The following is a 12,829-nucleotide window of genomic DNA, read 5'->3' as shown; positions in this document are numbered from 1 at the left end:
GCCGCATAACAACAAGCGTGAGCAGGGCCATGCGCGAGCAACAACCAATCCCCAACATCAACATCGGCCAGGTCTACGATCAGCGCTACAGCGATGCCGAGGTGCACTACGACAAGCTCGGCAACCTCGCCGGGTTTTTCGGCCGCAATATGCCGGTGCACCGCCATGACCGGTTTTTCCAGATGCATTACGTCAAAAGCGGCACGGTGCGGGTGTACCTGGACGACCAGCAGTACGTCGAATCGGGGCCGATGTTTTTCCTTACGCCACCGACCATCCCGCATTCCTTCGTAACCGAACCCGATGCCGACGGCCATGTGCTGACCGTGCGCCAGCAACTGGTCTGGCAGCTACTTGAAGCCGATCCCGGGTTGGCGCCGGGGCCGCAAGTGGCGCCGGCCTGCGTGGCCTTGAGCGGCCTGGAACCAAGCTACGCCGCCGAGGCGCGGCGCCTGGCGCTGCTGTTCGATGAGCTGCACAGTGAAATCAACGCCAGCGCCGCCGGGCGCGGGGCGGCGCTGGAAAGCCTGACGCGGCTGATCATGACCAGCCTGCTGCGCCTGTGCGCGCGCTCGCTGCCGGCGCGGCAAACCCGTCATGAAGACTTGCAGGTGTTTCATCGTTTCAATGAACTGATCGAGGCCCACTACCTTGAGCACTGGCCGCTGGCGCGCTATGCCCAGGGCATCGGCGTCACCGAAGCGCGGCTCAACGAAGTGTGCCGGCGCATCGCCGACCTGCCGTCCAAGCGCCTGATTCTCGAACGCCTGATGCAGGAAGCACGGCGCCTGCTGCTGTACACCGGCAGCTCGGCCAACGAGATTTGCTACCGCCTGGGCTTCAAAGACCCGGCGTACTTCAGCCGGTTCTTTTTGCGCTATGCGCAGCTGACGCCGGGGGAGTACCGTCAGCGTCAGGCTGGATTGCGCTAGGCCTGGCCGCGCAGCCAGAGGTTGTCGAAACGCCAGGTGCTGAACAGTGTCTGCTCGGCTGCGGCGCCGCCGACCTGGCGCGAAAACGCATCGAGCAGATTCACATAGCCCCAGATCAGCAAGCCGCCGCGCTCATACTGAATCTGCTGGGCCTGGTGCACCAGCGCGCTGCGCTTGGCCAGGTCCGGCTGGGCCATGGCCTGGAGGAACAGTTCGCTGAACTGCGGGTCGTTGAAGTGGGTCTTGTTGGCCACGGCGAAGGGCGCGTCGATGTGCATGGCGCTGGCCAGAAACGGTGCGCCGATGGTGCCGCCAGTGCTCAGTTGCCACTGGTCGTGCTGCGGGCCGTCGAAGGTGGCCTGGTCGACCTGGCGCACCTTGAGGTTCACACCGATGGCCTTGGCCTGTTCGGCGAACACCAGCGCCGAGGCCAGGGCCGGGCCGCTGGTGGTCACCAGCTCGACTTGCAACTGCTCGTAGCCGGCTTCGCGCAGCAATTGCGCCGCCCGTTGCGGGTCATGGGGGCGCGGGCCGAGGCTGTGGTTGAAGGTCGGGTCATCAGGTGCGTACAGGTCGTTGGCCACCCGGCCCTGGCCGTTCAAGGCACGGCGCACCAGCTCCGGGCGGTCGGCGAGGAGGCGAAAGGCTTCGCGCACCTTGGGGTTGTCGAACGGCGGTTTGCTGGTGTTCATTTCGAACGAAAGCCAGTTGCCGCTGACCGAAGTCACCAGTTGCAGGCGCGGGTCGCGTTCGATGATCTGCAGCTGCTCGCTGGGCAGGCCGTTGGCCATGTCGATCTGCCCGGCGCGCAAGGCCGCCAGGCGCGAGACCTGGTCTTTGAAGTCGATGATCTCCAGTTCGTCGGCGTAGGGTTTGCCGTCCTTGTAGTAGTTCTCGAAGCGGCTGAACACCGAGCGCTGGCCGGGGCTAAAGCTTTTCAGCTTGTACGGCCCGGCACCCACCGGGTTGGTCACCGGGTGGTAATCGACCGGGACGATGCCGCCGAAGTTGACCCAGGTTTCGGCCAGCGGCAGGTAGCTGCGCCCGTCCTTGAAGCGGATGCGCACGGTGCGTGCGTCGAGTTTCTCCAGGTTGTCGCGATCGACCCAGTGCAGCAGCGCGGCGTAAGGCGACGCCAGTTGCGGGTCGGTCAGGCGGCGAATGGAAAAGATCAGGTCGTCGGCATCGATGCTCTTGCCGTTGTGAAACTCAAGGCCCTGACGCAGGCGCACGGTCCAGCTGCTGGCGTCGGCGCTGGCTTCGGCTTCTTCAGCCAGGGCCAGGCGCGGCTGCATCTGCTCGTCCCATTCCCACAGCTTGCTGTACAGGGCAAAGCCGCGGACGATGCCGCTGCCGATCGGTTTGTGGGCATCGAGGTTGCCGACCTGACCGCCGGCCAGCACGCCCAGGCGCAGGCTCCCGCCGTGGCGCGGCTGGTCGCTGGCCGGGCTGCTGGCGGCCGGTGCGTCAGGGCCGCAGCCGCTGAGTAGCAGGCCGCCGCCCAGCGCCAGGCTGTAGCCGAGAAAGCGTCGGCGCTGCTGATCGAAAAGGTCCATGGCCTCAGGCTCCTGCTGCACGCAGGGCTGGCGCCTGGGTGTCGATGCGCTTGAGCGGCGCCCGTTCGCCGCGAAAGTGCGGGAGGATGTGCTCGCCCAGGCGGTAGGCTTCTTCCAGGTGCGGGTAGCCGGCGAGGAAGAACAGGTCGATGCCCAGCGCGTTGTACTCGCGAATCCGCGCCACCACGTTGGCGTAGCTGCCGACCAGCGCCAGGCCCGGCGGAATGCCGATGTAACCAAAACCGGCCCAGACGTTGGGGTAGATGAAAAAGTCGTCGAACGGCCGGGTTTCGTCCTTGGCCGCGTACTCGTTTTCGTAGCTGAGCTTGCGCGCGGTGCGCAGCCCGGCATGGGCGGCCACAGCCTTGACCGCACCTTTGGCCACGCCTTCGTCGAAGAAGCGCCTGGCCTCGGCCAATGCCTGGGCTTCGGTCTCGCGGGTAATCACATCGATCGACAGGCCGAAGCGGATATTGCTGCGGCCATGCTTGAGCGCGCGCTCGCGAATGTCGGCTATCAGCGTGCGGATCTCGTCCGGGTGCTCGGCGCGCATCAGGTAGAAGTCGGCGTGGCGGGCGGCGAATTCCCGCGCGGCGATCGACGAGCCGGCGGTGCAGATCAGCGGCAACTCGGCCTTTTTCTGCGGGCCGCGCAGGCCGCCACCTTCGGCCTTGTAGAAGCGCCCCTGGTAGTGGAAGTTCTCCGAGTGCCAGTAACCCTTGACCACGTCCATGAACTCGGTGGCGCGCTCGTAACGTTCATCGTGGTCGCTGAAGTCGCCAACCTGGCGCTGCACGCTATCCGAGCCGCCATTGATGATGTTCCACACCAGGCGGTTGCCGCTGGCGCGCTGGTAGGTCGCCGCTTGCTGCACCGCGATCCAGGGCGTGTAGTGGTAGGGCTGGAAGGCGGTGACGTAGCTCAACGTGCGGGTTTCGCGGGCCAGCAGCGAGCACACTGTCCAGGGCTCTTCGCCGGACGGCGCGTTGACCATCAGCGCGCCACCGAAGCCGTTGATTTCGGCGGCGCGGGCGATCTGCCCGAGGTAGTCGATGTAGGTGAAGTGATCACCTACGGCAAAGTTCGACACGGCGCCGGTGCTGTCGCCGCCGGCATGCCAGTCGCCGCGGTTGCGCGGGTCGCCGGGGAGGAACTGGGTTTCGCCGTGCAAGGGCAGGCGGGTGAAGAATTCAATGCTCACGGTCAGCGTCCTTATTGCACGGTGGGGTTGCAGAGGGGGGCGATGGGCTGGTCGTTGAACACCTTGCGGGCAAACGGCAGCGAGTCCTTGAGCGAGGCGTTGACCGTCTCGCTGTGGCCCAGACCCTTGTACAGGTGGCCTTCGACGATCGAGCCGGTCTTGCAGGCGTCCTGCATCAGCGCCACCTGGGTGGCAGCCGCCGGGGTCTTGTCTTCGGCGCCGGTGCCGATGAAGATCGGCTGGGCGAGTTTCAGGGTCGGGTAGGAGACTTGCGCCAGCCACGGCTTGAGCTGCTCGCCGTTGTTGGCCTTGCGGGTGTTGGCCGGGGTCAGGCCGGTGCCGAGCACATCGGCCACCAGCGACGACAGGCAAGTGCTGCGCGCTTGTTCGAACAGCGGCAGGGCCTTGTCGGTGTAGAAGTCGCGTGGGTCGATGCTCGGGTCGTACTGCTGCGCCGCCAGCAGGGTGTAGAAACCGTAGGCCAGCGAGGCGTCGACCTTGTCCTGGTCCTGTTCGCCGACGTTCTTGGCGCCGACGGTGTAGATCACCCCGGTGCCGACGCTGCCCTTCAGGCCCAGGTCCGGGGCATAGGTGGGCGCATAGGCGGCCGAGGCGAAGGCACCGGCGCCGCCCTGGGACTGGCCGACCACCAGCACCTTGTTGGCCAGCCCCGGCACCCCGGCGATCACCGCGCGGGCGGCATCGAGGATGCCGTAGGCGGCCATGCGGTTGTTCAGCAGCGGATGGCCGCCGGGCACGCCCAGGCCCTGGTAGTCGGTGGCGACGATGGCGTAGCCCTCGTTGAGCCAGCGCGTCAGGTACTGCACGTCGCGGTACGAGCGCCCGGCCCAGGACGGCGCGCAGACATCCGCCACGCCTACCGTGCCATGGCCCCAGGTCACTACTGGCCAGCCGCCTGCCGGCGCCTGGCCTTTGGGGATGAACAGCGCGCCGGAGACCGCCACCGGGGTCTTGCCGTCGATGCCGTCGGTAGAGCTGTAGAGAATGCGCAGTTGCGAGGCGGTGCCAGGCAGGCTCAGGGTCTTTTCCAGCGGTTCGCTGCGCAGCAGTTTGCCCGGTTTGCCAGGGATCGCCTGGCTCCAGCTGTAGAACGCCGAGACCCGGCCATCGCCTTGCAGCGCGTCGGGCTTTGGCGCGAAGGTTTCTGCGGCCACGGCGCTGAGCGACAGGGCCAAAAGGCTCAGGCCAAAGGCGAAAGTTTTTTCCAGTTTCATCGAGAGGTCCTTGCACGGTGCGTTTGCCAGGCTTGAGCGAAATGCGTGCCAGGGCGCTGCAGGGCCCGGTTTTGCGGGGCCGAAATGCCTTCAAGGGCAATCCTGGCGGCGCGTCGATGCTGGCTGGCAGCCACGGGTTGCTGGGCGACTGCTGCTGTGGCAGCAGCGTCAAGTGCATATCTCTAATTGGAATATATAAATACTAATTAATAATTATTTGTTCTAATTTGTTTCGGGCACTATGGCCCTGCGCTTTCACTGCCAGGAATGCACCATGTCGCTGATAACCCATCCCCATGCCCGGGAACTGACCAAATCCGTACGCGCCACCGTTCTGGTGTTCAAGGACCCGCGATCCCAGGAACTGCTCAGCCGCATCGAACGCCTGGCGCCGAGTGAAGCCAACACCCTGATCATCGGCGAGACCGGCACCGGCAAGGAGCTGGTCGCCCGCCATATCCATCAACTCAGCCGCCGCGGGCGCGAGCCGTTCGTGGCGGTCAACTGCGGCGCCTTCGCCGAAACCCTGGTCGAGAGCGAACTGTTCGGCCACGAGAAGGGCGCCTTTACCGGTGCCACCAACAGCAAGGCCGGTTGGTTCGAAGCGGCCAATGGCGGCACGCTGTTCCTCGATGAAATCGGCGACCTGCCGTTGAACATGCAGGTGAAATTACTGCGCGTGCTGCAGGAGCGCGAAGTGGTGCGCCTCGGTTCGCGCACACCGATCCCGATCAACGTGCGCCTGGTGGCGGCGACCAACGTCAACCTCGCCGATGCGGTGGTGGCCGGGCATTTCCGTGAAGACCTGTTCTACCGCCTGCACGTGGCAACCATCCGCCTGCCGCCGCTGCGCGAACGGCCTGGGGATATCCTGCCGCTGGCTGAGTTTTTCCTTGAAGAGCACTGCCAGCGCCTGGGTTACAGCCGCGCCAGCCTGAGCCTGGAAAGCGAACGCAAGCTGCTCTCGCACAGCTGGCCGGGCAACATCCGCGAGCTGGAAAACGCCATTCACCATGCGCTGCTGGTGTGCCGGCAACAAGTGGTGCAGCCGGCCGACCTGCACCTGGTGGACATGCGCTCGGTGGGCATCCGCCAGGAAGAACACAGCCAGCCGCTGCGCATTGCCAGCGAGCCGCCAAGCCTTGAAGCGGCGCTGACGGCGCTGTTCGAGCAGAACATCCCGGACTTGTACGAGCATATCGAGCAGACGGTGTTTCGCAGCGCGTACCGCTTCTGCCATGGCAACCAGTTGCAGACCGGGCGCTTGCTGAATATCAGCCGCAACATCGTGCGCGCGCGGCTGGAGAAAATTGGTGAGTTGAAGCGCACGGACGGTGTCGCCCTTTAGGGCCTCATCGCGGGGCAAGTCGGGTCGCCGCGATGCTTAAAGTCCATCTGATCCGTATAATTACCGCCAACCTGAATCTGTAACTCAGTACACCCAAAAGCCATAGTAACGGCCTCCCTGATGAGGTCCGAACCATGTATCAGTATGACGAGTATGACCGTGCGCTGGTGTTCGAGCGCGTGGCGCAATTTCGCGATCAGGTGCGCCGGTTCATCGCTGGCGAACTGAGTGAAGAAGAGTTCCTGCCCCTGCGCCTGCAAAACGGCCTGTACCTGCAAAAGCATGCCTACATGCTGCGCGTGGCCATTCCCTACGGCACCTTGGGTGCCCGGCAGCTGCGCACCCTGGCGCAGATCGCGCGCGAGTACGACCGTGGCTACGGCCACTTCACCACGCGCCAGAACATCCAGTTCAACTGGATCGAACTGGCCCAGGTGCCGGACATCCTCCAGCGCCTGGCCGAGGTCGAGATGCATGCGATCCAGACCTCCGGCAACTGCGTGCGCAATATCACCACCGAGGCCTTCGCCGGGGTGGCCGCCGACGAGTTGCTCGACCCGCGGCCGCTGGCCGAGATCCTGCGCCAGTGGTCGACCATCAACCCCGAATTCCTGTTCTTGCCGCGCAAGTTCAAGATCGCCATCTGCTCGGCCATCGAAGACCGCGCAGCAATCATGATGCATGACATCGGCCTTTATCTTTACCGCGACGGCCGCGGCCAGATGTGCCTGCGGGTGATGGTCGGCGGCGGCCTGGGGCGCACGCCGATCCTCGGTTTGCAGATTCGCGAAGGGCTGGCGTGGCAACACCTGTTGTCCTACGTCGAAGCCATCTTGCGCGTGTACAACCGCCATGGCCGGCGCGACAACAAGTACAAGGCGCGGATCAAGATCCTGGTCAAGGCGCTGGGCATCGAGGCGTTCTCCCGCGAGGTGGAGGAGGAGTGGCAACACATCAAGGACGGCCCGGCGCAACTGACCGAGGACGAATTCCAGCGTGTCGCCGCCGCCTTCGAACCACCGGCCTACGACAGCGTCATCGATGATGAGCTGGCCTACGACACCCACCTGGCCCAGGATCACGCCTTCGCCCGCTGGGTGGCCTGCTGCGTCAAGGCGCACAAGGTCCCGGGTTATGCCAGCGTGGTGCTCTCGACCAAACCGGGCGATGCCTCGCCACCGGGCGACCTGACCGATGCGCAGATGGATGCGGTGGCCGACTGGTCGGAGCAGTTCGGTTTCGGCGAGATCCGTATTGCCCACGAGCAGAACCTGATCCTTCCCGACGTGCGCAAGCGCGACCTGCACGCGCTGTGGCGCCTGGCCTGCGAGCGCGGCCTGGGCACCGCCAACATTGGCCTGCTGACCGACATCATCGCCTGCCCGGGCGGCGACTTCTGCGCCCTGGCCAACGCCACCTCGATCCCGATTGCGCAGTCGATCCAGCGCCGCTTCGATGATCTTGACTACCTGCACGACCTGGGTGAGCTGAGCCTGAATATCTCCGGCTGCATCAACGCCTGCGGCCACCACCACATCGGCAACATCGGCATCCTCGGCGTCGATAAAAACGGCAGCGAGTGGTACCAGGTGACCCTCGGTGGCGCCCAGGGCAAGCACAGCACCTTGGGCAAGGTCATCGGCCCGTCGTTCAGTGCCGCCGAGATCCCCCAGGTGATCGAGCAGATCATCGCCACCTACTGCGCTTATCGCGAACTGGACGAACCCTTTGTCGACACCGTGCGCCGGGTCGGCCTGGAGCCTTTCAAGGAACGTGTCTATGCCAAGCGCCCGGAGGAGCTGATATGCGTAATGTGATTGGCCTGCGCAACGGTGAAGCGCAGTTGATCGAGGACGATCCCTGGCAGCTGTTGCGCGAACCCGGCGAGCTGCTGCCTGACGGCCTGGTGATCTTGCCCCTGGCCAGCTGGATTGCCCGCCGTACCCAGCGGCCCTTCGGCCGTGATGGCGTGTTGCTGGGCCCGGACGACGAGCTCGAGCCGCTGCGCCCGTGGCTGCCCCAGGTGCCACTGATTGCCGTGGATTTCCCGAGCTTTCGCGACGGTCGTGGCTACAGCCAGGCCTACCTGCTGCGCAGCCGCCTGGGCTGGCATGGCGAGCTGCGCGCGGTGGGCGACGTGCTGCGTGACCAGCTCAGCCATATGCGCCAGTGCGGTTTCGACAGCTATGCCGTGCGCCAAGACAAGTGTGCCGAGGATGCCCTCAAGGGCCTGGCCGGCATGAGCGTGCTGTACGGGCGTTCGGTGATCGAACCACGGCCGCTGTTTCGTCGACGCTGACGCCGTCGCCGGGTTCGGGCTACCATGCCGGATCGCCCGTTCGACAGGATGTTGCTGCATGCCATTCACTACCCGCGTTGCCCGGCCCAGTGATGCCGAGGCGCTGAGCATCATCGCTGGCCAGACCTTTGCCCTGGCCAGCCCGCCAGACGCTGCCGCCCCGGCATTGCAGGCGTACATCGACACGCAGTTGCAGCCCGAGCACTTTGTCTTGCACCTGCTCAATCGGCGCAAGCGCCTGCGCGTGCTCGAGCACTTGGGCGCGGTGGTGGGCTACAGCCTGGTCGACAGCACACCCGAGGTATTGGGAATTGCTGAAGCGGACGGCTTGCCGGAGCTCAGCCGCTGCTACGTGCTACCCGAGCACCATGGCCACGGCGGCGCCCAGCGGCTGCTCGACGACACCCTGGCGCAGGTGAGCGGCGCCATTCGCCTGACCGTCAACGAACAAAACGCCCGGGCGATCCGCTTCTACCAGCGCAATGGCTTTAACAAGGTCGGCGAGGCCGTGTTCGAATGCGGGCCGGAGCGTCATCGTGACTGGGTGATGGTCGCGCGGCGTGGATAAAACTGGTTAAAGTGTCGTTCACCTCTTATTGCTCAAGGTTGTGTTCATGACTGATCTCAGCGCATTCCCGATCACCCGCAAATGGCCGGCCAAACAGCCCGAGCTGCTGCAGCTGTATTCGCTGCCCACGCCCAACGGCGTCAAGGTGTCGATCATGCTCGAGGAGATCGGCCTGGCCTACGAGGTGCACAAGGTCAGCTTCGAGAGCAATGACCAGCTCACCCCCGAATTCATCTCCCTGAGCGCCAACAACAAGATCCCGGCGATCCTCGACCCCAACGGCCCAGGCGGCCAGCCGCTACCGCTGTTCGAGTCCGGGGCGATCCTCATCTACCTGGCGGAAAAAACCGGCAAGCTGCTGCCGGCCGACCCGGCCAAACGCTACCAGACCCTGCAGTGGCTGATGTTCCAGATGGGCGGCATCGGGCCGATGTTCGGCCAGCTAGGGTTCTTCAACAAGTTCGCCGGCAAGGACTATGAAGACAAGCGCCCGCGTGACCGCTATGTGGCCGAGTCGCGGCGTTTGCTCGGGGTGCTCGACAAGCGTCTTGAAGGGCGCGACTGGGTGATGGACGAGTACAGTATTGCCGACATCGCCGTTGTGCCCTGGGTGCGCAACCTGATCGGTTTTTATGAGGCGGGCGAGCTGGTGGGCTTTGACGATTTTGCCAACGTCAAGCGCGTGCTCGCGGCGTTTGCCGCGCGGCCGGCGGTGGAGCGGGGGTTGAAGATCCCTGCTTAGCGCCCAATCGCGGGGCAAGCCCGCTCGCACATACCTGTGGGAGCAGGCTTGCCCCGCGATGACTAAAACACCTGCCGAAACACCCAGTACAACCCCCCGGCCAGCACAATCGCCGCCGGCAAGGTCAGCACCCAGGCCATCAGCAGGTTGAACAGGGTGCGCATCTGCAAGCCCGAGCCATTGGCAACCATGCTCCCGGCCACCCCGGACGACAGCACGTGGGTGGTCGACACCGGCAGCCCGTACATGTCCGCCGCGCCAATGGTGCACATCGCCACCAGCTCCGCCGAGGCGCCCTGGGCGTAGGTCAGGTGGGTCTTGCCGATCTTCTCGCCGACGGTCACCACGATGCGCCGCCAGCCGACCATGGTCCCCAGCCCCAGGGCGATGGCCACGGCGATCTTCACCCACAACGGAATGTAGCGGGTGGCGCTGTCGATCTGTTGCTTGAACAGCTGCACCTTGGCCCGGGTATCGGCATCGAACCGCGCCAGCTGGTGCTTGTCGATCAGGCGGATGGCCTCGGAGGTCAGGTACATGTCGTTGCGCACGTTGGCCATGGCCTCAGCGGGCACCCGGTTGAGCGAACCGTAGCCTTTGACTTCGCTGCCGATCATCCCGGCCAGCGCCGCCAGGGCCGGCAGCAGTTCGTCGCTGGCCTGTGGCTGGCGGATGAAGGCGCTGAGGGTCTGTCGTGGGTCCGCCGGCGCTGCTTGCGGGGCGCTGCGCTGCAAAGCCTGCTGGGTGACCTCGGCGACGGCGGCGAACTGCAGCGACTGGTCGGCCGGCATGGTCCGGTTCAGGGCATAGGCCATGGGCAGGGTGCCGACCAGGATCAGCATGATCAGGCCCATGCCTTTTTGCCCGTCGTTGGAGCCATGGGCGAACGACACCCCGGTGCAGGTGAGGATCAACAGCCCGCGAATCCACCAGGGCGGCGGCGTGTTGCCGACCGGCGCCTGGTACAGCTCGCGGCGCTTGACCAGCATGCGCAGGGCCAGCAGCAACAGCGCCGCGCAGGTAAAGCCCACCAGCGGCGAGAGCAGCAGCGAATAGCCGACCTTGCTGGCCTGGGCCCAGTCCACGCCGCTGGTGCCGTCGCGCCCGTGCATCAGTGCGTTGGCGATACCAACGCCGATGATCGAGCCGATCAAGGTATGCGAGGACGAAGCCGGCAGGCCCAGCCACCAGGTGCCCAGGTTCCAGATGATCGCCGACAGCAGCAGGGCGAACACCATCGAGAAGCCGGCCGAAGAGCCAACCTGCAAAATCAGCTCCACCGGCAGCAAGGCGATGATGCCGAAGGCCACCGCGCCGCTGGACAGCAGCACGCCAAGAAAATTGAAACAGCCAGACCACACCACGGCCACCGACGGCGGCAACGAATGGGTGTAGATCACCGTGGCGACGGCGTTGGCGGTGTCGTGAAAACCGTTGACGAACTCGAAGCCCAGGGCAATCAGCAACGCCAGGCCGAGCAGCAGGAAGGGGGTCCAGGTGGTGACGACGGTGCCGGTGGCGTCGATGTCGCGCAACACGCTCCAGGCGGTATATACAAGGCCGGCCACCAGCAGGCCGAAAAACAGGGTCAGGGTGGTACGGCCGGGTTTGTGATCCAGACGTGGGCGTGGATCGTGGTTGGCCAGCGATGGGCTGCCAGCCAGGGTCGGGGTGGTCATGATGACGGGTCCGGGTTACCAGAAAGGGTCTAGCCTTGCCCGGCCATGATAAAAACAATCGGTGACAGCACCGTGACCTCGGTCAAGGAAAGTCCTAGGATCAAGGGACCTGCCGATGGAGGGTAACGATGATCCGTTGCAAACGCGTTTATGACCCGCAGGACGCTGCCGATGGCCAGCGGGTGCTGGTCGACCGCCTGTGGCCGCGCAACACGCGCAAGGACCAGCTGCAGGCCCTGTGGCTGCCGCAGGTGGCGCCGTCAACGGCGTTGCGCCAGGCGTTTCATCAGGGTGAAGTGGACTTTGCCGGCTTTGCCCAGCGTTATCGCCAGGAGCTGGCGGCGCAGCCGGCACACTGGTGGAAACTGCTGGGCATGGCCGGGCAGGGCGATCTGACCTTGCTGTATGCCGGCAAGGACACCGGGCACAACAATGCCACGGTGCTGGCGCAATGGCTTGAGGATGAGCTGGAGCGCCAGGGGCCGGGGAGTTCGCCGGTGTGTTATGCCGACGAGTTCAAATCTTGAAAAGCATCGCGGGTCAAGTCGAGTCGTCGCACCGCCGCTCCCACAGTGGCCAGGATCAATGCAATCCCTGTGGGAGCGGGCTTGACCCGCGAAGAGAACCACTATGACTGTGCAACTGACCCCCGCCACCGACCAGCACCGCACCTTCGCCCGCGACCTCACCCGGCGGGCCATGCTGCCCTATTACTGCGAGTTCGACCTGCTCTGGCAGGAAGAAGCCTTCGACCAGGCCTGGGGGTGGCGCGAGCAATGGCTGATCAGCGACGCCGAACAGCCGCTGGGTTACTTCAGCCTCAGCCAGGACCGCCAGGCCCTGTTCATCCGTGAACTGCACCTGCTCGAAGGTTTTCGCGGCCGCGGCATCGGCAGCTGGGTATTAACGCAACTGGCCGTCTGGACCGGCCAACGGCACTTGCCGCTGCTGCGTCTGATGGTGTTCAGGAGCAACCCGGCACGCTTGCTGTACCTGCGCGAGGGCTTTGTCTGCGTCGGCGAAGACGAGTGCTTTTTGCGCATGCAGCGGGCGATCACTTAGCTCGACCCGTACTACGCAGCCCTGGCGTTGGGTCGCCTCAAGCAGCAGGCTCTGCACCGGTAACAGGTCGCCAATCAGCAGGTTCTGCAAAATCGGCTTGCCCTCGAAGGTGTTCGGCCCCAGCACCACCTGCTGCACACCCTCGACCCGCACCACCGCCTTGCCGACCTTGCCCAGGGTGTTGCCGCTCAAGGTCAGGGGGCCGGC

The 12,829-nt window shown here is 64.9% G+C and carries 12 protein-coding genes; 8 read left to right on the top strand and 4 right to left on the bottom strand.

The genetic code is table 11. The features are described 5' to 3' along the window. Positions 1 to 29 precede the first annotated feature (29 nt). Positions 30 to 932, top strand: coding sequence for a 4-hydroxyphenylacetate catabolism regulatory protein HpaA (gene hpaA / locus LOY22_RS15475; protein ID WP_258593815.1), 903 nt, complete (start codon positions 30 to 32; stop codon positions 930 to 932). Here hpaA and LOY22_RS15470 read toward each other — a convergent pair. From LOY22_RS15470 to LOY22_RS15460, 3 genes are read right to left on the bottom strand one after another with little or no spacing between them, the layout of a single operon-like run. Further along, positions 929 to 2,488 carry an ABC transporter substrate-binding protein gene (locus LOY22_RS15470; RefSeq protein WP_258593813.1) on the bottom strand — a complete coding sequence of 520 codons (1,560 nt, stop codon included), beginning with the start codon at positions 2,486 to 2,488 and terminating at the stop codon, positions 929 to 931. The two genes, hpaA and LOY22_RS15470, sit on opposite strands and share 4 nt — an antisense overlap. Positions 2,489 to 2,492: 4 nt before the next feature. Next, complete coding sequence (locus LOY22_RS15465; protein ID WP_213604086.1) at positions 2,493 to 3,689, bottom strand: LLM class flavin-dependent oxidoreductase; 1,197 nt, start codon at positions 3,687 to 3,689, stop codon at positions 2,493 to 2,495. Positions 3,690 to 3,700: 11 nt separating this feature from the next. Further along, entirely contained in the window at positions 3,701 to 4,924 is a 1,224-nt protein-coding gene (locus tag LOY22_RS15460; protein WP_093381712.1) for a lipase family protein, read from the bottom strand. A gap of 274 nt (positions 4,925 to 5,198) precedes the next feature. Here LOY22_RS15460 and LOY22_RS15455 point away from each other — a divergent pair, with 274 nt between their 5' ends. The 5 genes from LOY22_RS15455 to LOY22_RS15435 all read left to right on the top strand — a co-directional run bounded on the left by LOY22_RS15455 (position 5,199) and on the right by LOY22_RS15435 (position 9,881). Next, the gene (locus LOY22_RS15455) at positions 5,199 to 6,272 is read left to right on the top strand and encodes a sigma-54-dependent Fis family transcriptional regulator (protein WP_093381715.1); all 1,074 of its coding nucleotides are present in this window, start codon (positions 5,199 to 5,201) and stop codon (positions 6,270 to 6,272) included. A gap of 134 nt (positions 6,273 to 6,406) precedes the next feature. Further along, a complete protein-coding gene (locus LOY22_RS15450) occupies positions 6,407 to 8,089 on the top strand; it encodes a nitrite/sulfite reductase (RefSeq protein ID WP_093381718.1) in 1,683 nt (560 codons plus the stop codon). Then, positions 8,077 to 8,571: a DUF934 domain-containing protein gene (locus LOY22_RS15445; RefSeq protein ID WP_093381720.1), complete on the top strand. Its 495-nt coding sequence runs from the start codon at positions 8,077 to 8,079 to the stop codon at positions 8,569 to 8,571. Before LOY22_RS15450 ends, LOY22_RS15445 begins: the two co-directional genes overlap by 13 nt. A gap of 58 nt (positions 8,572 to 8,629) precedes the next feature. Continuing rightward, a complete protein-coding gene (locus tag LOY22_RS15440) occupies positions 8,630 to 9,139 on the top strand; it encodes a GNAT family N-acetyltransferase (RefSeq protein ID WP_258593809.1) in 510 nt (169 codons plus the stop codon). 46 nt (positions 9,140 to 9,185) lie between these two features. Continuing rightward, on the top strand, positions 9,186 to 9,881 hold the full coding sequence (locus LOY22_RS15435) for a glutathione S-transferase N-terminal domain-containing protein (RefSeq protein ID WP_258593807.1): 696 nt from the start codon (positions 9,186 to 9,188) through the stop codon (positions 9,879 to 9,881). A 62-nt stretch (positions 9,882 to 9,943) separates the two neighbouring features. On the opposite strand, the gene LOY22_RS15430 is transcribed toward LOY22_RS15435, so the two are convergent. Continuing rightward, positions 9,944 to 11,560, bottom strand: a complete 1,617-nt coding sequence (locus LOY22_RS15430) for an inorganic phosphate transporter (protein ID WP_093381726.1) — start codon at positions 11,558 to 11,560, stop codon at positions 9,944 to 9,946. A gap of 128 nt (positions 11,561 to 11,688) precedes the next feature. On the opposite strand from LOY22_RS15430, the gene LOY22_RS15425 reads away from it, so the two are divergent. Together LOY22_RS15425 and LOY22_RS15420 are read left to right on the top strand one after the other, a co-directional pair. Further along, the gene (locus LOY22_RS15425) at positions 11,689 to 12,087 is read left to right on the top strand and encodes a DUF488 domain-containing protein (RefSeq protein WP_258593805.1); all 399 of its coding nucleotides are present in this window, start codon (positions 11,689 to 11,691) and stop codon (positions 12,085 to 12,087) included. A 103-nt stretch (positions 12,088 to 12,190) separates the two neighbouring features. After that, positions 12,191 to 12,622 carry a GNAT family N-acetyltransferase gene (locus LOY22_RS15420; RefSeq protein ID WP_093381730.1) on the top strand — a complete coding sequence of 144 codons (432 nt, stop codon included), beginning with the start codon at positions 12,191 to 12,193 and terminating at the stop codon, positions 12,620 to 12,622. The last annotated feature ends 207 nt before the right edge of the window (positions 12,623 to 12,829 follow it).

The organism is Pseudomonas sp. B21-035 (genome assembly GCF_024748945.1).
Taxonomy (GTDB): domain Bacteria; phylum Pseudomonadota; class Gammaproteobacteria; order Pseudomonadales; family Pseudomonadaceae; genus Aquipseudomonas.
The sequence above is the reverse complement of the archived record's forward strand: the minus strand, read 5'-3'. Positions and strand labels throughout refer to the sequence as shown.